Source organism: Streptomyces sp. NPDC032126, assembly GCF_055580085.1.
This window is the reverse complement of record NZ_JBVIMA010000008.1, coordinates 209,169-228,476: the sequence shown is the minus strand read 5'-3', so window position 1 is coordinate 228,476 and position 19,308 is coordinate 209,169. Positions and strand designations below refer to the sequence as shown.

The following is a 19,308-nucleotide window of genomic DNA, read 5'->3' as shown; positions in this document are numbered from 1 at the left end:
GAGCGCGGTGGGTTTCGTTCTCAGGGTGTCGGACCGGTCTCGGGTCTTGCGGCGCGGGCGTAGCGGGCGGCGAGGTCTGCGAAGGCGGTGGCCAGCTGGGGCGGGCCGACGACGTCGATGTCGGTGTCGAAGCGGCCGATGGTCGCGGCGAGTCCGTTCCACGTCCAGGAGCCGAGGACGAGTCGGCAGCGGTGCGAGTCCAGTTCCTCGACGATTCCGTCCGGGGCGAAGGGTGCGACCTCGGCGGCCGGGAGGTGGAGGATGACTTCGCCTCGGCAGGGCCAGTCGGTTGTGGTGCCGTCGTTGCCGCGGAACCGGCCGGTGACGAAGGTCGCCACGTTGCCGCCGGGGAGTTCGCGGGGCGTGAAGCGGGGGCCGGTGGGCGTCCGCGGTCGGATGCGGTCGACGCGGAAGGTGCGCCAGTCCTGGCGGTCGAGGTCCCAGGCCACGAGGTACCAGTGATGACGCCAGGTGACCAGGTGGTGGGGTTGCACCCGGCGGGGATGGTCGGCTGAGGTGCCGGCGGCTGGGGTGTAGTCGAAGCGAAGTTCCTCGTGGGCGCGGATGACGCGGCTCAGGTCCATCAGAACCTGTGGGTCGACCTGGGACGTGTCGCGGGCCACGGATGGAACGGCGGTGACGCGCAGCAGGTCGATGCGGTGGCGCAGGCGGGGTGGCATGACCTGGCGGAGGGTGGCCAGGGCGCGAGTGGCGTCTTCGGCGACCGCGGTGCCGGCGGCCGCGGTCTGCAGCGCGACGGCCAGGGCGACGGCCTGGCCGTCGTCGAACAGCATGGGCGGCACGTGGGCGCCGGCCTCCAGGCGGTAGCCGCCGGCCGGTCCTTTGACGGCCGTGATCGGGTAGCCGAGTTCGCGCAGCCGGTCGATGTCACGGCGCACGGTGCGCGACGTGATGTGGAGACGCTCGGCGAGATCCTCGCCGGACCAGTCACGGTGCGTCTGGAGCAGCGAGAGCAGCGAGAGCAGCCGGGAGGACGTCTTGTGCATGAGATCCATTGTCGCCGCAGTACAGGACACTCCCTGTCCTCTACCTCCGCCAGAGTGGCGTTCGAGCCGGTCAGGAGGCATCGCTCCTGTTCACGGCAGCCGTCACCGACGGGCCAGGACCGTCGGCGGCGTATTCGTCACAGCGAGGCAAGGAGCAGGGCCATGTCCCTTACGACCACCACCCACCTGAACTTCCGGGGCACCGCGCGCGAGGCGCTGGACTTCTACCAGTCCGTCTTCGGCGGACGCACGGTCGCCGTCACCTACAAGGACGCGGGCGCCGTGCAGAACGAGAGCGAGGCGGACTGGGTGATGTGGGGCGAGGTGGCCGGCGACAACGGCTTCCACGTCATGGCCTACGACGTGCCCTCGCAGCTGCCCTGGAACCAGGGGCAGGATCCGTTCTTCGTCTCCGTCCGCGGCGACGACGCCGAGGAGATCGGCGCCCTGTGGGGCAGGCTCGCCGAAGGCTCGACCGTTGTACGTCCGCTGGAGCCCGCGCAGTGGGCACCGCTGTACGGCATGCTCACCGACCGCTTCGGCGTCACCTGGGTCCTGGACGTCACCGCCCCGTACAACGGCTGATCCAGCCGACCTGACACGCCTGCGCCGTCCGGGCCGCCGCTGCCCCACTGGCGGTCCGGACGGTGCAGGCCCCCCCAGAGACCTGACGTGAGAACGCGATGACCGTCCTTGACACCCGCGCCCTCAACCGGGCCACCCTCGCCCGCCAGCACCTGCTCACACGCAGCGACACATCCGCGCCCGAGGCGGTGGCCCACCTGTGCGGCCTGCAGGCACAGGAGCCTCAGGAACCCTTCATCGGGCTGTGGTCCCGCCTGACCGACTTCGAGCCGGAGCAACTGGACGATGCGCTGACCGGCCGCACCGTGGTGCGCACCCACCTGATGCGCCGCACCGTCCACCTCGTCACCTCCGACGACGCACTCGCCTGGCGGGCTCGCCACGACACCATGCTGCGCCGGCGAGTGCTGGGCACCTACCCGCGCGAACTGGTCGGCATCGACCTGGACGAGGTCGCCTCCGCCGGCCGCGCGGCCATGGCCGACCGGCGGCCGCGCACCATGCGCGAACTCGTCCAGGCCCTCGAGGACCGCTGGCCCGACCCACCGCGCCGCGTCCTGGGCGAACTGCTCGTCGCCGCCCTCATCCCCATGGCCCAGCTCCCGCCCCGAGGCCTCTGGCAGCAGACCGCCGGCGTGCGCAACCTGCCGCTGGCCACCTGGCTGGGACGGGACATCGACCCCCTGCCCGCCGATGACGGCGATCCCGTGGGGCAGCAACTGCTGCGCCGCTATCTCGCCGCCTACGGGCCCGCCGCCAGCTCGGACCTACGCGCCTGGTGCGGCCTCGCCGGCCTTCCCGCCGCGATCAAAGCCGCCCGCGAAGAACTCGTCGTCTTCCGCGACGAACGCGGCCGCGAACTGCTCGACCTGCCCGACGCACCCCGCCCCGACCCCGACACCCCCGCCCCCGTCCGGTTCCTGCCGGCCTTCGACAACGCCGTCCTCGGCTACCACGACCGCAGCCGCATCATCGACGCCTCCCACCTCGGCCTGTCCGTCGCAGGCCACCGCATGGTCCTGGTCGACGGACGCGTCACCGCCACCTGGACCGTGCGCAGCAACCACCTGCGCATCAGTCCCCTCCGACCCCTCACTGCCGTGGAGCAAGAAGCCGTCCGCGCCGAAGCCCAGGATCTGACCGCGTTCCTGGGCGAGGACATCGAGCACATCCAACTCGACACCGAGAAATGACGATGGGGCCCTCTGATCGGAGCGGAGTTCTCGCCGGTTCGGCCTGGTAGACGACCAGTTGCTGTCATCGGCCGACGGGTGTCAGGGTGCACGCCGATACCGACCGGCAGGGCCGTATCCTGAGGCAGGCCGGCGCTGCAGCACTGCCTGTGCGTCGCCATCGTCCGACACTGCCGGGCGCTGCCTCACCCCGGGTAACGGATACCCGGCGAACGATCGGGAGTTGACCGTTGATCAGCCTGGCCGCACTGGGGGGAGTGGCCCTGGTCGAACTGGGCATGGCCCTGACTCCGGGACCGAACATGATTCACCTCGCGTCTCGCGCGATCACCCAGGGCCGCAGGGCGGGCCTGGTCAGCCTGAGCGGGACCGCCGTGGGATTCGTGTGCTATCTGCTGGCCGCGGCCGCGGGCCTGTCCGCGTTGTTCGCCGCCGTGCCGCTGGCGTTCACGGTGGTCAAACTCGCCGGAGCCGCCTACCTGGCTTACCTGGCGTGGGGGATGCTCAAGCCCGGCGGCCGCTCGCCCTTCGCGCCGGCCGAGGACCTGCCTCCGGTCTCCGACGCCCGCCTGTTCTCGATGGGGCTCCTGACCAACCTGCTCAACCCCAAGATCGCTCTCATGTACGCCGCTCTTCTGCCCCAGTTCATGGATCCGCAGGCGGGCCCGGACTGGGCGCAACTGCTCCAGCTCGGTGGTGTGCAGATCATTGTGGGGATCTCGGTGAACGCTCTGATCATGCTGGGCGCGGCACGGGTGTCGGGGTATCTGGCCACCCGGCCCCGCGTGATGAGCGCTCAGCGCTTCGCGTCAGGCGGCTTGCTCGGCGTCTTCGCGCTGCGCACCGCCCTGTCCCGCACGCCCGTCTCGGCCTGAACCAGCCGACGAGGGGCTGCCGCGGGGTTTCGCCCTGGCGTTCCAGCGTCTCGTCCCCTGGGGTGGCGAGGGCTGGCGCCGGGCCGTCGCGGGCACCGACCACATGCTGGCGTCCGCGCACGAGGGCGGAGTCCACCGAGACTTCCCAGCCGATCTCGCCCGCTGCGTCGGCCGGGGCCTGGACTCGTGGTAGCAGCACTTCCCAGGCGCCGTCCGCGGAGCAGAGGGGCTGAAAACCCACCCAGTCTCAGGAACCCTTCTCTAGGCTGGCGCGATGACTGATGAGCAGCAGCGGATGCAGCCGTCGGGAGTGTGGGCCACAGCGGTAGGGGTGGCGAGAGTGCGGGCGCTGGAGACCGAGCGGGAGAACGCGCTGTTCCGCGACCCGCTGGCACAGGCCTTCGCCGCCGCCGGCGGTCTCTGGCCCTCCTCGCCGCCACCGCCCGATGACGAGGTCGCGCGACGACGTCGGCTGGCCGTGGCGTTCTCCATCGTCATCAGGACGAAGTTCCTCGACGACCTGCTGCGGCAGGCCTCCGCATGCGGGGTCCGGCAGGTCGTACTGCTCGGCGCCGGCATGGACAGCCGGGCCTTCCGGATGGACTGGCCCGAGGGCACCCGTCTGTTCGAGGTCGACACCGCAGCGCCACTGGACTTCAAGGCTTCGGTGCTACGTCAGGAGCGGGCCGCCGCGCGCTGTGAGCGGATCACCGTCGCGGTGGATCTGCGGGACGACTGGCCGGGCGCGCTGGCCGCCGCAGGCCACGATCCGGCCCTGCCGACCGTATGGATCGCCGAAGGACTGCTGATCTATCTGCCTGCGGATGCGGTGGAACTGCTGCTGGCCCGGATCAGCGCGCAATCGGCGGCGGGCAGTCGGATGGGGCTGACGTTGGGCTCGCAGGGGGTGATCGAGCGCTTCGGCGCGGACGCCGTACCGGGGTCGGCGGCATCCATGTGGGTCTCGGAGATGCCCGACGACCCGGTGGGTTGGCTGGCCGGGCATGGCTGGGAGGCCGAGAGCCACACCCTGCGCGAGTGCGCTGCCGCCTACGGCCGCCCGATCAACACCCCGCCGCAGCGCGAGGAGCGCCCCGGCGGACTGATCGCGGCGGTACGCCGGTAGCGCCTGCCGGCGCCCGTACCCCCTCGGCATCGTCGCGTCTGCCGGCGGCGTACCACCGGCATCGTCGCCGCCCCTTCGTCAGCACCCCGCCCTGAAGCGGTACCGCCCGCCCGAAGTGCTCGCAGAACCTTGGCCCAGCCACGGCTATTCTCCTGCGGTGTCGAATCAGTCGGTGGCGGCGGGAGTCAGTCTCGCTGGTGTTATGGCGCATTGCGGTGGCAACCCCGTCGGCGCGGTGCGGCTTCTGGTGGGGGCCATAGCCTCGGCACCGGCGGCTCCGGAACCCTACGCGGCCCTCGCCGAGTTGTGGCGGGACCGGCGTTCGGAACTGAAGGAGAGCCTCGAAGAGGACGGCTCCTTGAGCGCTGTGCTGGCGCAGGCGTACTTCTTCTTCCTCGAAGGGGACATGGACAACGCGGCGATGGCTCTGGGTTCGGTCACCGGTGTGCGGCCCGACGTGCCATGGGGAGCCGCACCTTGGTTCGGCGACGCGCGCTTTCTCGACGCGGTGAGTGCCGAGGCGCTGGCCGAAGCGTGCCTGCGGACGTTGGACTACGGCCACGACCTGGATACCGACGAGATGCGTGAGCGGTTCGCCCCTTGGTTCCATGCCCTTGATGTGGTGTCCGAACGGAGCCCTGTCCCGGAGTCGCTGGCCTCCATGGCCCGGCTGCCCCGCTCCTGCGGTCGTTACGAGCTGGCCCTCGCCCTGTGCGATCGCGCCGATGCCGTCGATCGGGTCATGTGGACCGCGGTCGCTCGAGCGGCCACCTGGCGCGTGATGGGCGACCTGGATCAGGCCGCGGCGGCCTTCGAAACAGCCTTGCTCCTGGACCCCGCCAACTGGTCCCTCTATCTGGACCTGGCGGACGTGCGTGCCGAGCAGGGCGACTTCGCCGCGGCCGTGAGCCTCGTCGAACAGGGCCTGGCCCACGAACCCCACGAAGTCGTCCTGCGCGCAGCGGGCGCCGCCTACCGCACGCGCCTGTCCGGTTCGTCCGACGACCTGAACGCCCTGATCGACCTGGCTCCGAAGCTCGCGAACACCACCTACCGGAACCTGTTGATCGACTACGCGTGCGCAGGACCGAAGCTGCCTCGCGGACTCGTCACCAAGGCTCACCGCATCCGTAGCAGTTGACGCGCCCGGTGCCGGATTGCCCCTGCTAGCGTTCTGCGGTGATCTCTCTGGGGGAACCCGCGCTCTTCACCCGTCTGCGGGACGCGCGGCGGGTGCTCATCGCCGGTGCGGGCGGCGGCTTCGATGTGTACGCCGGGCTGCCGCTCGCCCTCGCGCTGCGGTCGGCGGGCAAGGACGTGCATCTCGCCAACCTGTCCTTCGCCGACCTGTACGGCCTGGACCTCGATGTGTGGGTGGACCAGGACGTCGCGGCCGTCGGACCCGACACCCCCCTGCGCGGCGACTACTTCCCCGAGCGGACCCTCGCCCAGTGGCTCGCTACGCAGGATCTTCCGTCGACCGTGTACGCGTTCCCGGGCATCGGGGTCCGTCCGCTGCGGGCGGCCTACCGGACGCTGATCGCGCATCTCGGCGGTGTCGACGCGGTCGTCCTGGTGGACGGCGGCACCGACATCCTGATGCGCGGCGACGAGCACGGTCTCGGTACACCGGAGGAGGACATGGCGAGCCTGGCCGCCGTGAGCGGGCTCGACGAGGTCCCGCACCGGCTGGTGGCCTGCCTCGGCTTCGGGGTGGACGCCTACCACGGGGTGAACCACTCGCTCGTACTGGAGAACCTGGCCGCCCTGGACCGGGACGGCGCCTATCTCGGCGCGTTCTCGCTGCTCGGGGCGGCGCGGGAGGGCGCGCTGTATCTCGACGCGGTGGCGCACGCCCAGCGCCACACCGCGAGCCACCCGAGCATCGTGAACGGATCCGTCGCCGCCGCCGTACGCGGTGACTTCGGAGACGTCCGGTTCACGGAGCGGACCAAGGACAGCGAGTTGTTCGTCAACCCTCTGATGGCCCTGTACTTCTGCGTGGACCTGCCGGGACTGGCCCGCCGCAATCTCTACCTCGGCCTGCTGGAAGGGACTTCGCTGATGCGGCAGGTGAGTTCCGTGATCGAGGAGTTCCGCACCAGCCTGCCCCGTCAGCGTGCGCCGCGGGCATTCCCGCACTGATCCCTCTCCGGTACGGGCGCGTACGGGATCCGTCCCTGTTCGGACGGTCGCCGACCACGACACACCCCCTCGCCGCCACGATCTGCGCTCAGGCCATCACGTTGTGTACGCGGCCTCTCGGTCGGCGCGGCGGACGGCCTCCCGGGGATCGCGCGCGGAATATGCGCCCTGACCAGCCACGAAGGCCTCCGCGTGACGTGAGACATAGGCATCCGGTGTCCGTTTGTGGATAGTTTGATGCTCTTGCCCTGCGCGCAGAGCTGCGTCATCGGGCGCCCGTTCAGTCGATCTTCCGGGAGATTCATGCGCCCCCGCATACCCTCCACCAAGCCCATATCCGCACGTCCGTCCTTCGCCCTGGCCGGAGGTGCGCTCGCCGTCGGCCTGGGAGGTCTGTATCTCACCGGGCTGCTCGTCACGGGTGGCGAGATCGAGGCGGGGACGACGGTGCGCGGGGTGGACATCGGGGGCCTCAGCCCCGCGGAGGCCGTCCGCAAGCTGGAGAAGCCCCTGGCGGAAGCCGGCTCGCATGAACTGGCGGTCAAGGTCGGCGACCGCCGGGGCGCGGTCGATCCTCGGCAGGCCGGACTCGCCTTCGACGCGCAGCGCACCGTCGAGCGGGCGGCGCGCACCGGCTCCGATCCGTTCAGTGTCATCGGCGGGCTCTTCCACTCGGGCGGGGGTGACATCGAGCCGGTCGTACGGCACGACGACGACAAGACCCGGGCGGCCCTGCGGAAGCTGGCCGGCTCACTCGATCAGAAGCGCCGGGACGGCGCCGTCACCTTCGCCGACGGCCAGGTCCGCCAGACCGCCGCACGCGACGGATACGCCCTGGACGTGGACGCGGCAGCCGCCCCCCTGCGCACCGCCTTCGCGCGCCAGGAAGCCCATGCCGTCACGGCGCTGCCCGCCCGCGAGAGCAAGCCGAAGGTCACCACCGCGGAGGTACGGCGGGCCGTGCGCGAGGTCGCACAGCCGGCCGTGTCCGGTCCGGTCACCCTCACCGTGGGCGGCAAGCGGTTCACCATCAGCCCAACCGTCCTGAGCCAGCACCTCACCCTGCGGCCGGACGACACCGGCCGGCTCACACCGCGCCTCGACGTCAAGGGCCTGCGCGCCGCACCCACGGTCGCCCGCTTCCTGAACGACATCCCCCGCAGGCCCGAGAACGCCAAGCTGCGCCTCGCCGGTGACAAGGTCCAGGTGGCAGCCGACGCCATACCCGGCCGAGAGATCACCGACAAGGCGCTGAGCGAGGCCGTACTGCCCCTGCTCACCAAGTCCGGCGCCGCCCGCACCGGCGAGGTGGCCACACGGACGATCCAGCCGCAGGTGACCCGCGAGAACGCCGCGAGGCTGGGGCTGACGGAGAAGATGTCCTCCTTCACCGTCCACTTCGAACGGGCCGCGTACCGCACGAAGAACATCGGCAGGGCCGCGGAGCTCATCAATGGCTCCGTCGTCATGCCGAACCAGACCTGGAGCCTCAACCGGACCGTCGGCGAGCGCACCGAGGCCAACGGCTTCACCGAGGGCATCATCATCCTCGACAACGAGTTCACCAAGGCCGCGGGCGGCGGTGTCTCGACCGTGGCCACGACGGTCTACAACGCGTTGTTCTTCGCCGGGGTCAAGCCCCTGGAGCACGGCGCCCACTCCTTCTACATCGAGCGGTACCCCGAGGGCCGCGAGGCGACGGTCGCCTGGGGCAGCCTCGACCTCAGGTTCCAGAACGACTCCGGCAAAGCCATCTACATCCAGGCCGAGTCGACCGACACCTCGGTGACCGTCACGTTCCTCGGCACCAGGAAGTACGACGAGATCAAGTCGGTCAAGGGGCCCCGCACCAATGTGCGGCAGCCGGTGAAGAAGGTGAGCACCGCTGAGCAGTGCGTGCCGCAGACGCCGCTCGAAGGCTTCGACGTCACGGTGGAGCGGGTCTTCTACAACGACGGCCGAGAGGTGAAGCGGGAGCCGTTCCGGACCCACTATGTCCCGCGCGACGAGATCGTCTGCGAGCCGCCCAGCGGCGGGGTTCAGTGAGGGAGAGCCGCTGCCGGTAGGTGAGCCGGGTCTCACCGTGCCCCTGTTGCTATGCAACGAGGTGCATAGGAAGATCATGTGCATGGCGCTCGAGCACGCGATCCTCGTCTCCCTGCTGGAGAAGCCCGGCTCCGGGTATGAGCTGGCCCGGCGGTTCGAGCGGTCCATCGGGTACTTCTGGACCGCTACCCACCAGCAGATCTACCGCGTTCTGAAGCGGATGGAGAGCGACGGGTGGGTCGACGTCCGGGAGGTCCCGCAGTACGGGCGTCCGGACAAGAAGGAGTACTCCGTCGCCGGGCCCGGACGGGACGCGCTCTCCGCGTGGCTGCATGAACCGACCGAACCCGAGAGTGTCCGGCACGACCTCGCGGTGAAGGTCCGCGGCGCCGCCTTCGACGATCCGGCCGCTCTGATCCATGAGGTCGAGCGGCACCGGCAGGCGCACACGGACCGCCTCGCCCACTACCTCGCGGGCGAGGTCCGCGACTTCGGCGACGCCCCGGCGGACGGTCCTCCCGATGCCGAGCGGGAACTCCAGCATGTCGTCCTGCGGGGCGGCATCGCGTACGAGCGCATGATGATCGCCTGGCTCGACGACGTCCTCGTCACGCTCGCCGGCTTCGACGCCGACCACTGACCGGTCGCCCAGCCGGCGCACCCTCACCCTCACACCGCATCCCTCAGCCGAAAGGCGGCACCCATGGCCGACGCGCTGCTGTTCAACCCGCGCACCTACGACCCCGCGCACTTCGACCCGGAGACCCGCCGGCTGCTGCGCGCCACCGTCGACTGGTTCGAGGAGCGGGGCAAGCGCCGGCTGATAGAGGACTACCGGACGCGAGCCTGGCTCGGCGACTACCTCGCCTTCGCCGCCAAGGAGGGCCTCTTCGCGACGTTCCTCACGCCCGCCTCCGCCGCCGCGCAGGGCGAGGGCGACAAGCGCTGGGACACGGCCCGCATCGCCGCCCTCAACGAGATACTCGGCTTCTACGGCCTCGACTACTGGTACGCCTGGCAGGTCACGATCCTCGGTCTGGGCCCGGTCTGGCAGAGCGAGAACGCCGCCGCTCGCGCCCGCGCCGCCGAACTCCTCACCCAGGGAGAGGTGTTCGCCTTCGGCCTGTCCGAGAAGGCCCACGGAGCCGACATCTACTCCACCGACATGCTCCTGGAGCCCGACGGCGACGGCGGCTTCCGGGCCACCGGTTCCAAGTACTACATCGGCAACGGCAACGCCGCCGGGCTCGTCTCCGTCTTCGGCCGCCGCACCGACGTCGAGGGCCCCGACGGCTACGTCTTCTTCGCCGCCGACAGCCGCCACCCGGCGTACCACCTCGTCAAGAACGTCGTCGACTCGTCCAAGTTCGTGAGCGAGTTCCGCCTGGAGGACTACCCCGTCGCCGCCGAGGACGTCCTGCACACCGGCCGCGCCGCCTTCGACGCCGCCCTGAACACCGTCAACGTCGGCAAGTTCAACCTGTGCACCGCCTCGATCGGCATCTGCGAGCACGCCATGTACGAGGCCGTCACCCACGCGCAGAACCGCATCCTCTACGGCCGCCCCGTCACCGCGTTCCCGCACGTGCGCCGGGAGTTGACGGACGCGTACGTCCGGCTGGTGGGCATGAAGCTGTTCAGCGACCGCGCCGTCGACTACTTCCGCACCGCGGGTCCCGACGACCGCCGCTACCTGCTCTTCAACCCGATGACGAAGATGAAGGTGACCACCGAGGGCGAGAAGGTCATCGACCTGATGTGGGACGTCATCGCCGCCAAGGGCTTCGAGAAGGACAACTACTTCGCCCAGGCCGCCGTCGAGATCCGCGGCCTGCCGAAGCTGGAGGGCACCGTCCACGTCAACCTGGCGCTGATCCTCAAGTTCATGCGCAACCACCTCCTCGCCCCGGTCGACTACGAGCCCGTCCCGACCCGCCTCGACGCGGCCGACGACGACTTCCTCTTCCGGCAGGGCCCGGCGCGCGGCCTGGGCTCGGTGCGCTTCCACGACTGGCGTCCCGCCTTCGACGCGTACGCCCATCTGTCCAACGTCGCCCGCTTCCGCGACCAGGCCGACGCGCTCTGCGAGTTCGTCACCACGGCCGCCCCGGACGAGGAGCAGAGCCGGGACCTCGACCTGCTCCTCGCGGTCGGGCAGCTCTTCGCACTCGTCGTCCACGGGCAACTGGTCCTGGAGCAGGCGGCCCTGACAGGCCTCGACGAGGACGTCCTCGACGAACTGTTCGCCGTCCTGGTACGGGACTTCTCCGCGCACGCCGTCGAGCTGCACGGCAAGGACTCCGCGACCGTGCAGCAGCAGGAGTGGGCGCTCGGTTCGATCCGACGGCCGGTCGTCGACGAGGCACGCACGGACCGCGTCTGGCAGCGCGTCGAGGCCCTGTCCGGAGCGTACGAGATGGCCCCGTAGCCACGCCCCGCGCATCGACACCGGTGGCCGGGCCGCTTCGGCCCGGCCGCCCTTCAAGGCGTCGAATCGGCGATCTCCTGGGTGCCGATGACGGTGAGCAGGTCGAGCAGGTCGGCACTGTCCGTGCCGAGCGCGGGGGTGAACCAGAGCAGTCGTTGCCGGCCGTCCTCACTGAACAGGCTGAGGCAGTTGACCTCGATGAGCCCGAGCGTGGGGTGGTTGAGGCGTTTGCGGTCGTCCCGCCGGAACGCCACGTCGTGCTCGGCCCACAGCGCGGCGAATTCGGACGAGAGGTCGAGCAGCGCACCGACCATCGAGCGGGCTTCGCCGTCCCTCGCGTCCCGCCGGGCGGCGGCTGCCCGCAGATCGGCGACGAAGGCGCGGGACTGCGCCTCGTGGTCCGCTTCCGGGTAGAGCAGCCGGGCTTCGGGTTCGGTGAACCACCGGTGGACGAAACTCGCCCGCGGGCCACGGAAGCCGGACTGGTCTCCCAGCAGGGCCACCGCGAGCGGGTTCTGCACCAGAGTGACATGCAGATCGGTGATGACCTGCGCGGGTGTCGACGTCAGACGCTGGAGCAGATCGAGCATGCCGGGGTGTACGTGCGAGGCGGCCCCGCCCTGCACGGGCACCGGGCGACCGGCGAGATGGTAGAGGTGGTCGCGTTCGTCGGCGGTCAGCCGCAGCGCCCTGGCCAGGGCGGCGATCATCTGCTCGGACGGCTGGGATCCGGCTCCGCGCTCGAGTTCGTTGTAGTAGTCCACCGATGCCCCGGCGAGCTGGGCGACCTCCTCACGCCGCAGCCCGGGCACCCGGCGACGGGGCCCGGTGGGGAGACCCACCTCGGCCGGGCGGATGCGGTCCCGCCGCGAGCGCAGGAAGGCTCCCAGTTCGGTGTATTTGGCAGAACTCATGTGCCCCATTGTCGGGGGCGGTCGGGCCCGGACCCAGGGGATGACGTCCCCTGGTTGCGCCGGTCGGCGCCGTCCAGGATGAAGTCACCGAGCGAAGACTTCGACACCAGGAGAAACAGCCATGCCTTTCGCACATTTCAAGGTCCCTGCCGGCACCCTTACCGCCGAGGACAAGAAGAAGATCGTCGAGCGCACCACCGAGCTTTATGCGGAGATCTACGGCGAGCGGGCTCGCCCCACGACCGTCGTACTGGTCGACGAAGTCACCGACGGCGGCTGGGGCGTCGCGGGGAACGTGCTGACCGCCGCGATGCTCAACGGCGGCGCTTGACAGGGTCAGAGGCTTTCGCTGGTTGTCCCCAGATAGAGGTAGCTGTCCCCAGGGATGGCGAAGAGAGTGGGCGGGTTGGCGGGACCGTCCTGGAAGTCTTCCATGTACGGAAGGTCCGGGGCGCTCACCCGGTAATCAAGCATGCGTGACTTCCACTGACCGACCAACGGCCGGTCCGGGATCTGCCAGTGCCGCCAGTCGGCTTCGTACTCGAAGACTTGGCGCCGCCAGCCAGGGCCGACCTGGAACGGCCCCTTCCAGTCGTTGTCCTGGAATTCGTAGACCCAGTTCGGGAACCAGTCCTCGTTGTCGGGCGCGATGTAGGTCTCATCGCTGACGGGATAGCCGTGGGACCCGAAGGGGCCTCCGTTCGCCCAGTAGACACGGAAGACGTTCCACCCCACGCCGAAGGCGCCGTGATCAGGGTGGTAGAAGAGACCCGCGACCGGATCTCCCTGTCCGTTGTCCTCTCGGAAGAGGATGTACCGCCCCCCTCGGGGGCCCGGCTGCCAGTCGTCCCTCGTCGTGCGTGCGCCCAGATTCTCCCGACGGAAATGCGGGGAGATGAGGTCGTCGTGGGCGAGGATCCACTCCCACTTCGCCGCGAGGGGGTCCTCGTCCCGGATGCGGCGGGGGAAGGGCGGTGGTACGGGCACGTCTTCGTCGGGGGCGATCACGCATTCGTCGATGTCGCCGGCGCAGGCCGTGGCGCGCCGAGCCCAGCGCGCGAGCCGCGCTTCGAGAGCGGCTCGGTACGCCACGAGCGGCGTTTTGTCGAACGCTTCGAACTGGTCCGGGTAGCGCAGAATGAAGCCGACATCATTGCGCTGGGCAAGACCGTCGATCACCTGCTGACCGCACTGATTGATGATGTTCTCCCGCAGCACCGATTCCACCCAGCTGGGACCGGGCGGCAGTGGGAGGTACTTCAACTCCTTCAGGCTGGCCTGATAATCGACTGGATGATCACGGACCGCGATATTGAAGTCGCGATACAGCCGCTGCAGATCGGCGAGGTCGGAAGGGTTCTGCAACCCTTCCCCGCCATCCATCAGAGCAATGATCGACATGTTGGTCTCTTGTCGGAACTGATCGACAGTCCGCTGGAACGCGGCGGTGAACTCACCGCCGGCCAGGAAGGTCCCGATGCTCGCGCGCAGCTGCAATTGAAGATCGTTATGAGACCGCTCGCTGCGTGTTTCGAACTTGAAGAGGCCGAAGAATTCCCCACCGCTGTAGATCTCATCGATGAAGTAGTCGCCGTAGAGCGACCGGAAGTCCTCGGGGCGAGTCTTGTAGAGAGTGTCCGCGGGCTCGGTGAGACGCGCTCTGACCATACGCCGCGCGGGATTGCGTACGTGTGCCCAGAACTGGACGTACAGAGAGTGCGCGTTCACGGCGCTCTCCTGGAGGAACTGCGCCTTCGCCTCGGCCGACGCCAGGCCGTAGTGGAACGACGCCCCCACGGAGATGTTCAGACTCTGCATCAACGACTCTTGCGACTCGATCAGCCGCACGCCCGCCTGGGTCTGCGCTCCACCGCTGTTCGTCGTCTCTCCGTCGAACTCGATGACCTCGCCGCGGACACCTTCGGTCAGGCCGTCCATGCCGATGCCGAAACGCATGCCCTCGCGCATGTTCACCAGCATGTCGATCCCTCACGTCTGCTCGGCCGCGGGCTCCCCGCACGGGTCAGATGGGCACTGACCGCCCGCTCCTTCAGACTTACCGCCCGATCGGCTTGATCAACCAATGCGATGGGCCGCGCCGGGCGCCCAGAGGTCGTGGCGTCCGCTTCCCACGCGGCCGCGGGCGGCCGGCGCGCGATGATCGCCGCCCGGTGCCAGGCTGGGTCCAGAAGTGATCCACCGAAGGGAACCATCGCCATGATCACCACGGACTTCGCCCCCGGCTCCCCCTGCTGGCTCGACCTCGGTACCCCCTACGTCCGGCCCACCGTGTCCTTCTACGGCGACGTGTTCGGCTGGCAGTACGAGTCCATGGGCGAGGGGGAGGACATGGAAGGCGGCATGTTCCGCAAGGACGGCAAGATCGTCGCCGGGATCGGCAAGCTCACCGAGGAGGGCGCGCGCTCGGCCTGGATGATCTACTTCAGCGTCACCGACGCGGACGCCACGACCCAGGCGGTCGAGCGCGCCGGCGGTACGGTGCGGGTGGCGCCGAGGGACCTCGACGGGTGGGGCCGAATGGCGCAGTACAGCGACCCCTTGGGGGGCCAGTTCGCCGTCTGGCAGCCGGGGACGAGCAAGGGCGTCGAGCTGGTGGACCAGCCCGGCTCGCTGTCCTGGACCGAGCTGTACACGAGCGACGCCGCTGCCGCCAAGGAGTTCTACGGGGGCACCCTCGGCTGGCAGTTCAGTGACACACAGCTGCCCGGCGGCGCGGGCGTGTACTCGCTCATCACACCCGCCGGGCTCCCCGAGGAACGCATGCAGGGCGGCCTCATGGAGATGCCCAAGGAGAACCTCGCCCTGGCCGACGGGCGGCCCTACTGGCACCCCGTCTTCAACGTCACCGACTGCGACGCCGTGGTGGCCAAGGTCACCCAGAACGGTGGCAGCGTGCAGATGGGACCGACGGACGTGGAGGGCGTCGGCCGACTGGCCGTCTGTCTCGACCGGTCGAACGCGGACTTCGTGGTGCTCACCCCGTCCCCGAGCTGAGTCGCCGGTCATGGCGAGGCCGGTGGGCCCGCCCGCAGGTTCAGCCCGCCGCCGCCCGGTAGGGGCGGAAGAACGCGCGCACCTCCTCGGCGTAGAGCTCGGGCTCCTCGAACGGCGCGAAATGGCCACCGCGAGCCGGCTCGGTCACCCGCACGACGTTCGCCGTGCGGTCGAGCCACGCCCGTGGCGGGCGCACGAGGTCGCCGGCGAAGAGTGAGAAACCGGACGGCACCTCGACCCGGCGGGCATGCTGCGCCGGCGGGATCGCGGCGTTCGCACGGTACATGCGCATCGACGGGCCGATCGTCGCGGTGAGCCAGTAGATCGTGAGGTTCGTGAGGATCTCGTCCTTGGTGAAGCGCCGCTCGACATCGCCGTCGCAGTCGCTCCACGCGCGCAGCTTCTCGACGATCCACGCGGCCAGCCCGGCCGGCGAGTCGGTGAGTCCGACGGCGGCGGTCTGGGGCTTCGTACGCTGCATGGCGGCGTAGGCGCCCTCCCCGGCGCCCCAGGCCGCGGCGCCCTCGAGCCAGGCGCGCTCCTCGGGCGCGAGGTCCGCCGGGTCACCGGTGAAGACGGGCAGGCCCGCGTCCATGCGGTGGACGGCCACGACCCGGTCGGCGTGGTCGAGGGCGAGATAGCGGCTGACGTGGCTGCCCAGGTCGCCGCCCGCCGCGCCGAAGCGCGCGTAGCCGAGAACGCCCATGAGGTCGGCCCACAGGTGGGCGACGCCGATGGAGTCCAGGGGCGGCCCGGTGGGGTGGTCGGAGTACCCGTAGCCAGGAAGGTCGGGGACGACCACGTCGAACGCGTCGGCGGGGTCGGCGCCGTGCGCGCCGGGGTCGGTGAGCAGGGAGATGACCTTCGTGTAGCGCCAGAACGAGTCCGGCCAGCCGTGAGTGAGGATCAGCGGCAGGACAGGACCGGCCGGTGCGGCGGCCCGGGCGTGCACGAAGTGGATCCCCAGGCCGCCCACCCGGACGCGGAAGCGCGGCAGCCGGGCGAGCCGCGCCTCCTGCGCCGGCCAGTCGAACCCGTCGGCCCAGTAGGCGGTGAGCTCGCGGAGGTAGGCCACATCGGTCCCCAGCGACCACCCGGCGTCCTCGGGGGCGTCCGGCCAGCGCGTCGCGCGCAACCGCGCGCGCAGGTCCTCCAGCGCCGCGGTGCTGGCACGCGGGCTGAACGGCTCGATGCGGGGCGAGGCGGCGGCATCCGGCATGTCACGCACCCTACAGACCGACGGTGTTGGACGCCGTCGCGTCGCGGGCCGACACGACCGCCGTATATCGCGGGCGTATCGAAAATCGCATACGCCACCGCAACGGCCCACCACCTGCAATGGGGGCATGAGCCGTAACGCATCCCTGTCGGTACCGCTGCGCCGCACGCGCACGATCGTGCTCCTCGGCCTGGCGATCCTCGGCATCGCGAGCGCCGCGTTCGTCGTGCGGCGGCCGCTCATGATGGCCGCTCCCACGTGCATGGCCGGGCGGTGGCACGGCTGCTTCGACACCTTCAACGGCGTGGTGCTCATCACGCTGGTCACGCTGCCGTTGGCCGCGTCGGTGGCGTGGGTTCTGGCGCGCCGTCGGCGTGCCGCCGGTGTCACCGGGGTGTGGCGGATGTCGCTGGCCGACGTGGGCATGGTCCACGGGACGGTGCCGTTCCTGTGGATGACCATGATGCCGGGCGCCGCGCCCGGCACGGCCCCCGCCCGGGTGAGCCTGGTACCGCTGCGGGACCTGGTCACGATGGGGCCGCTCGGGATCATCGGCAACCTGCTGGTCTTCGCGGCACTGGGGTTCTTCGCCCCCATGCGGTGCGCGGCGCTGGCGTCCGTGCCTCGGGTTCTGGCGCTCGGGGCGGGCTGCTCGGTCCTGGTCGAGACCGCGCAGTACGTCCTGCGGCTGGACCGGGTGTCCTCCGTGGACGACGTACTGGTCAACGCCGTCGGCGCCGCGCTGGCCGGGCTGGCGTCGCGCCGCTGGTGGCGCACCACGGCGGACGCGCCGTCGGACCGGCCCCGCCCCGCACCGGCACCGGCGCGCTGAGTCGCGTGTCCGGTCCGCCCCCGTCATCGCGGGTGCCCTTGCATACGTCGGAGATATGCGGTGCTGCTTAGGCTTCGGACATGCGTGTACTGATCGTGGAGGATGAGCCCTACCTGGCCGAAGCCGTCCGTGACGGTCTGCGTCTGGAGGCGATCGCCGCCGACATCGCGGGCGACGGCGACTCCGCCCTGGAACTGCTCAGCGTCAACTCCTACGACCTCGCGGTCCTCGACCGCGACATCCCCGGCCCTTCCGGCGACGAGGTCGCCCGGCGCATCGTCGCCTCCGGGAGCGGGATCCCGATCCTCATGCTCACCGCTGCCGACCGGATCGACGACAAGGCGTCCGGGTTCGAGCTCGGCGCCGACGACTACCTCACCAAGCCGTTCGAGCTGCGGGAGCTCGTCCTGCGGCTGAGGGCGCTCGACCGCCGACGCGCGTACGCGCGGCCCCCGGTCCGCGAGATCGCGGGGCTGCGCCTCGACCCCTTCCGCCGGGAGGTCTTCCGCGACGGACGCTACGTCGCACTCACCCGCAAGCAGTTCGCCGTGCTCGAAGTCCTCGTCGCCGCCGAAGGCGGGGTCGTCAGCACGGAGGAACTGCTGGAACGGGCCTGGGACGAGAACACCGACCCCTTCACCAACGCCGTCCGCATCACCGTCTCCGCACTGCGCAAACGGCTGGGCGAACCCTGGGTCATCGCCACGGTGCCGGGTGTCGGCTACCGCATCGACACCCCCTGCGAAACCTCGGATACCTCTCACACCCCCGCCACCCGCCCCGGCCGTAGGCATGACGCGTAGACGCCCGGGGCTCAGCGTCCGACTGAAACTCACCCTCAGCTACGCCGGGTTCCTCGCCGTCGCCGGCGCGCTCCTGCTCGCCGTGGTGTGGTGGACCTGCTGCGCTACGTACCCGACAACTCCCAGGGCCTCCTCGGGATCTCACCCAACCGCTACCTCCTGGTGCACACCTTCGCCCCGGCCGCTGCCGTGGCGATGGCCTTCCTGCTCGTGTTCGGACTCGTCGGGGGATGGATCCTCGCCGGCCGGATGCTCGCACCGCTCACCCGGATCACGGCCGCGGCACGGACTGCCGGGAACGGATCCCTGTCCCACCGGATCCGCATGGAGGGCCGCCAGGACGAATTCCGTGAACTCGCCGACTCGTTCGACACCATGCTCGAACAACTCGAGTCGCACGTCGCCGAGCAGGAGAGGTTCGCCGCGAACGCCTCCCACGAACTGCGCACCCCGCTGGCCATCTCGCGGACGCTGCTCGACGTCGCCCTCAAGGACCCCACACGCGACCGGGACGAACTCCTCCAACGCCTGCAAGCCGTCAATACGCGCGCGATCGACCTCACCGAGGCCCTTCTGCTCCTCAGCCGCAGCGCCCGCGGGAACTTCGTCCGTGAGAGCGTCGACCTCTCCCTCGTCGCCGAAGAGGCCGCCGAAAATCTGTTCGGCCTCGCCGAACAACGGGGAATCACCCTCCACGTCACCGGCGGTGCGACACCGACCAGCGGCTCCGCGGAACTCCTGCTGCGGATGGTGTCGAACCTCGTCCAGAACGCCATCGTCCACAACCTCCCCGCCGGCGGCACCGTGACGGTCCGTACGGAAACGGTGCGCGGCGCGAGCGTGCTGCGGGTCGAGAACACGGGCCGGCCGGTGCCACCTGAACTGGTACCGACCCTGACCGAGCCGTTCCAGCGCGGAACGGAACGCGTACGCACCGACGAGCACGTCGGCGTCGGCCTCGGCCTGGCCATCGTGCACAGCATCGTTCGCGCCCACGACGGGATCCTCGACCTCGCCCCCCGTCCCGACGGCGGCCTCCTCGTCACGATCAGGCTGCCCGGCACGCCGTGACGTCAGGATGGCGGCCTGCTCCAGCCTTCGCGGACGCGCCGCCTCCTCC

Annotated in this window: 17 protein-coding genes and 1 pseudogene; 14 read left to right on the top strand and 4 right to left on the bottom strand. The window is 70.1% G+C overall.

Annotated features, from left to right (window positions below; all coding sequences use genetic code 11):
- Nucleotides 1-20: 20 nt before the first annotated feature.
- Nucleotides 21-1,007: a helix-turn-helix transcriptional regulator gene (locus ACZ5NW_RS28500; protein WP_468746796.1), complete on the bottom strand. Its 987-nt coding sequence runs from the start codon at nucleotides 1,005-1,007 to the stop codon at nucleotides 21-23.
- Between the two features lie 162 nt (nucleotides 1,008-1,169).
- Between ACZ5NW_RS28500 and ACZ5NW_RS28495 the strand changes: the two genes are divergently transcribed.
- The 9 genes from ACZ5NW_RS28495 (at nucleotide 1,170) to ACZ5NW_RS28455 (ending at nucleotide 11,405) form a co-directional block, all read left to right on the top strand.
- Nucleotides 1,170-1,592, top strand: a complete 423-nt coding sequence (locus ACZ5NW_RS28495; protein ID WP_468746795.1) for a VOC family protein — start codon at nucleotides 1,170-1,172, stop codon at nucleotides 1,590-1,592.
- A 98-nt stretch (nucleotides 1,593-1,690) separates the two neighbouring features.
- The gene (locus tag ACZ5NW_RS28490) at nucleotides 1,691-2,785 is read left to right on the top strand and encodes a winged helix DNA-binding domain-containing protein (protein ID WP_468746794.1); all 1,095 of its coding nucleotides are present in this window, start codon (nucleotides 1,691-1,693) and stop codon (nucleotides 2,783-2,785) included.
- A gap of 230 nt (nucleotides 2,786-3,015) precedes the next feature.
- Nucleotides 3,016-3,660, top strand: coding sequence for a LysE family translocator (locus ACZ5NW_RS28485; protein WP_468746793.1), 645 nt, complete (start codon nucleotides 3,016-3,018; stop codon nucleotides 3,658-3,660).
- A gap of 274 nt (nucleotides 3,661-3,934) precedes the next feature.
- Nucleotides 3,935-4,786 carry a class I SAM-dependent methyltransferase gene (locus tag ACZ5NW_RS28480; protein ID WP_468746792.1) on the top strand — a complete coding sequence of 284 codons (852 nt, stop codon included), beginning with the start codon at nucleotides 3,935-3,937 and terminating at the stop codon, nucleotides 4,784-4,786.
- Nucleotides 4,787-4,988: 202 nt separating this feature from the next.
- Nucleotides 4,989-5,927 carry a tetratricopeptide repeat protein gene (locus tag ACZ5NW_RS28475; RefSeq protein ID WP_468746979.1) on the top strand — a complete coding sequence of 313 codons (939 nt, stop codon included), beginning with the start codon at nucleotides 4,989-4,991 and terminating at the stop codon, nucleotides 5,925-5,927.
- A 38-nt stretch (nucleotides 5,928-5,965) separates the two neighbouring features.
- Nucleotides 5,966-6,931 (top strand): DUF1152 domain-containing protein, encoded by a 966-nt coding sequence (locus tag ACZ5NW_RS28470; protein ID WP_468746791.1) that lies wholly within the window; start codon nucleotides 5,966-5,968, stop codon nucleotides 6,929-6,931.
- Nucleotides 6,932-7,234: 303 nt separating this feature from the next.
- Entirely contained in the window at nucleotides 7,235-8,977 is a 1,743-nt protein-coding gene (locus ACZ5NW_RS28465) for a VanW family protein (RefSeq protein ID WP_468746790.1), read from the top strand.
- 82 nt (nucleotides 8,978-9,059) lie between these two features.
- A complete protein-coding gene (locus tag ACZ5NW_RS28460; protein ID WP_468746789.1) occupies nucleotides 9,060-9,617 on the top strand; it encodes a PadR family transcriptional regulator in 558 nt (185 codons plus the stop codon).
- 63 nt (nucleotides 9,618-9,680) lie between these two features.
- The gene (locus tag ACZ5NW_RS28455; protein WP_468746788.1) at nucleotides 9,681-11,405 is read left to right on the top strand and encodes an acyl-CoA dehydrogenase family protein; all 1,725 of its coding nucleotides are present in this window, start codon (nucleotides 9,681-9,683) and stop codon (nucleotides 11,403-11,405) included.
- Between the two features lie 53 nt (nucleotides 11,406-11,458).
- Here the strand turns inward: ACZ5NW_RS28455 and ACZ5NW_RS28450 are convergent, their stop codons facing one another.
- Nucleotides 11,459-12,328, bottom strand: a complete 870-nt coding sequence (locus ACZ5NW_RS28450) for a helix-turn-helix transcriptional regulator (RefSeq protein ID WP_468746787.1) — start codon at nucleotides 12,326-12,328, stop codon at nucleotides 11,459-11,461.
- A gap of 112 nt (nucleotides 12,329-12,440) precedes the next feature.
- On the opposite strand from ACZ5NW_RS28450, the gene ACZ5NW_RS28445 reads away from it, so the two are divergent.
- Nucleotides 12,441-12,650: a 4-oxalocrotonate tautomerase family protein gene (locus tag ACZ5NW_RS28445; protein ID WP_468746786.1), complete on the top strand. Its 210-nt coding sequence runs from the start codon at nucleotides 12,441-12,443 to the stop codon at nucleotides 12,648-12,650.
- A gap of 5 nt (nucleotides 12,651-12,655) precedes the next feature.
- Here the strand turns inward: ACZ5NW_RS28445 and ACZ5NW_RS28440 are convergent, their stop codons facing one another.
- Nucleotides 12,656-14,299 carry an LGFP repeat-containing protein gene (locus tag ACZ5NW_RS28440; protein WP_468746785.1) on the bottom strand — a complete coding sequence of 548 codons (1,644 nt, stop codon included), beginning with the start codon at nucleotides 14,297-14,299 and terminating at the stop codon, nucleotides 12,656-12,658.
- A 237-nt stretch (nucleotides 14,300-14,536) separates the two neighbouring features.
- Between ACZ5NW_RS28440 and ACZ5NW_RS28435 the strand changes: the two genes are divergently transcribed.
- Nucleotides 14,537-15,334 (top strand): VOC family protein, encoded by a 798-nt coding sequence (locus ACZ5NW_RS28435; RefSeq protein WP_468746784.1) that lies wholly within the window; start codon nucleotides 14,537-14,539, stop codon nucleotides 15,332-15,334.
- 40 nt (nucleotides 15,335-15,374) lie between these two features.
- Here the strand turns inward: ACZ5NW_RS28435 and ACZ5NW_RS28430 are convergent, their stop codons facing one another.
- Nucleotides 15,375-16,553 carry an epoxide hydrolase family protein gene (locus tag ACZ5NW_RS28430; RefSeq protein WP_468746783.1) on the bottom strand — a complete coding sequence of 393 codons (1,179 nt, stop codon included), beginning with the start codon at nucleotides 16,551-16,553 and terminating at the stop codon, nucleotides 15,375-15,377.
- Nucleotides 16,554-16,680: 127 nt separating this feature from the next.
- On the opposite strand from ACZ5NW_RS28430, the gene ACZ5NW_RS28425 reads away from it, so the two are divergent.
- The 3 genes and pseudogenes from ACZ5NW_RS28425 (at nucleotide 16,681) to ACZ5NW_RS28415 (ending at nucleotide 19,259) form a co-directional block, all read left to right on the top strand.
- Nucleotides 16,681-17,385 (top strand): VanZ family protein, encoded by a 705-nt coding sequence (locus ACZ5NW_RS28425; protein ID WP_468746782.1) that lies wholly within the window; start codon nucleotides 16,681-16,683, stop codon nucleotides 17,383-17,385.
- An 80-nt stretch (nucleotides 17,386-17,465) separates the two neighbouring features.
- Nucleotides 17,466-18,188, top strand: a complete 723-nt coding sequence (locus ACZ5NW_RS28420; RefSeq protein WP_468746781.1) for a response regulator transcription factor — start codon at nucleotides 17,466-17,468, stop codon at nucleotides 18,186-18,188.
- A pseudogene (locus ACZ5NW_RS28415) lies at nucleotides 18,178-19,259 on the top strand (sensor histidine kinase). The gene ACZ5NW_RS28420 and the pseudogene ACZ5NW_RS28415 overlap by 11 nt, the downstream one beginning before the upstream one ends.
- The last annotated feature ends 49 nt before the right edge of the window (nucleotides 19,260-19,308 follow it).

Coding starts and splice junctions, on each gene's coding strand:
- ACZ5NW_RS28460 (WP_468746789.1), top strand. CDS start 9,060: ATGGCGCTCGAGCACGCGATCCTCGTCTCCCTGCTGGAGAAGCCCGGC.
- ACZ5NW_RS28495 (WP_468746795.1), top strand. CDS start 1,170: ATGTCCCTTACGACCACCACCCACCTGAACTTCCGGGGCACCGCGCGC.
- ACZ5NW_RS28480 (WP_468746792.1), top strand. CDS start 3,935: ATGACTGATGAGCAGCAGCGGATGCAGCCGTCGGGAGTGTGGGCCACA.
- ACZ5NW_RS28435 (WP_468746784.1), top strand. CDS start 14,537: ATGATCACCACGGACTTCGCCCCCGGCTCCCCCTGCTGGCTCGACCTC.
- ACZ5NW_RS28425 (WP_468746782.1), top strand. CDS start 16,681: ATGAGCCGTAACGCATCCCTGTCGGTACCGCTGCGCCGCACGCGCACG.
- ACZ5NW_RS28465 (WP_468746790.1), top strand. CDS start 7,235: ATGCGCCCCCGCATACCCTCCACCAAGCCCATATCCGCACGTCCGTCC.
- ACZ5NW_RS28450 (WP_468746787.1), bottom strand. CDS start 12,328: ATGGGGCACATGAGTTCTGCCAAATACACCGAACTGGGAGCCTTCCTG.
- ACZ5NW_RS28420 (WP_468746781.1), top strand. CDS start 17,466: ATGCGTGTACTGATCGTGGAGGATGAGCCCTACCTGGCCGAAGCCGTC.
- ACZ5NW_RS28445 (WP_468746786.1), top strand. CDS start 12,441: ATGCCTTTCGCACATTTCAAGGTCCCTGCCGGCACCCTTACCGCCGAG.
- ACZ5NW_RS28430 (WP_468746783.1), bottom strand. CDS start 16,553: ATGCCGGATGCCGCCGCCTCGCCCCGCATCGAGCCGTTCAGCCCGCGT.
- ACZ5NW_RS28490 (WP_468746794.1), top strand. CDS start 1,691: ATGACCGTCCTTGACACCCGCGCCCTCAACCGGGCCACCCTCGCCCGC.
- ACZ5NW_RS28475 (WP_468746979.1), top strand. CDS start 4,989: ATGGCGCATTGCGGTGGCAACCCCGTCGGCGCGGTGCGGCTTCTGGTG.
- ACZ5NW_RS28500 (WP_468746796.1), bottom strand. CDS start 1,007: ATGCACAAGACGTCCTCCCGGCTGCTCTCGCTGCTCTCGCTGCTCCAG.
- ACZ5NW_RS28455 (WP_468746788.1), top strand. CDS start 9,681: ATGGCCGACGCGCTGCTGTTCAACCCGCGCACCTACGACCCCGCGCAC.
- ACZ5NW_RS28440 (WP_468746785.1), bottom strand. CDS start 14,299: ATGCTGGTGAACATGCGCGAGGGCATGCGTTTCGGCATCGGCATGGAC.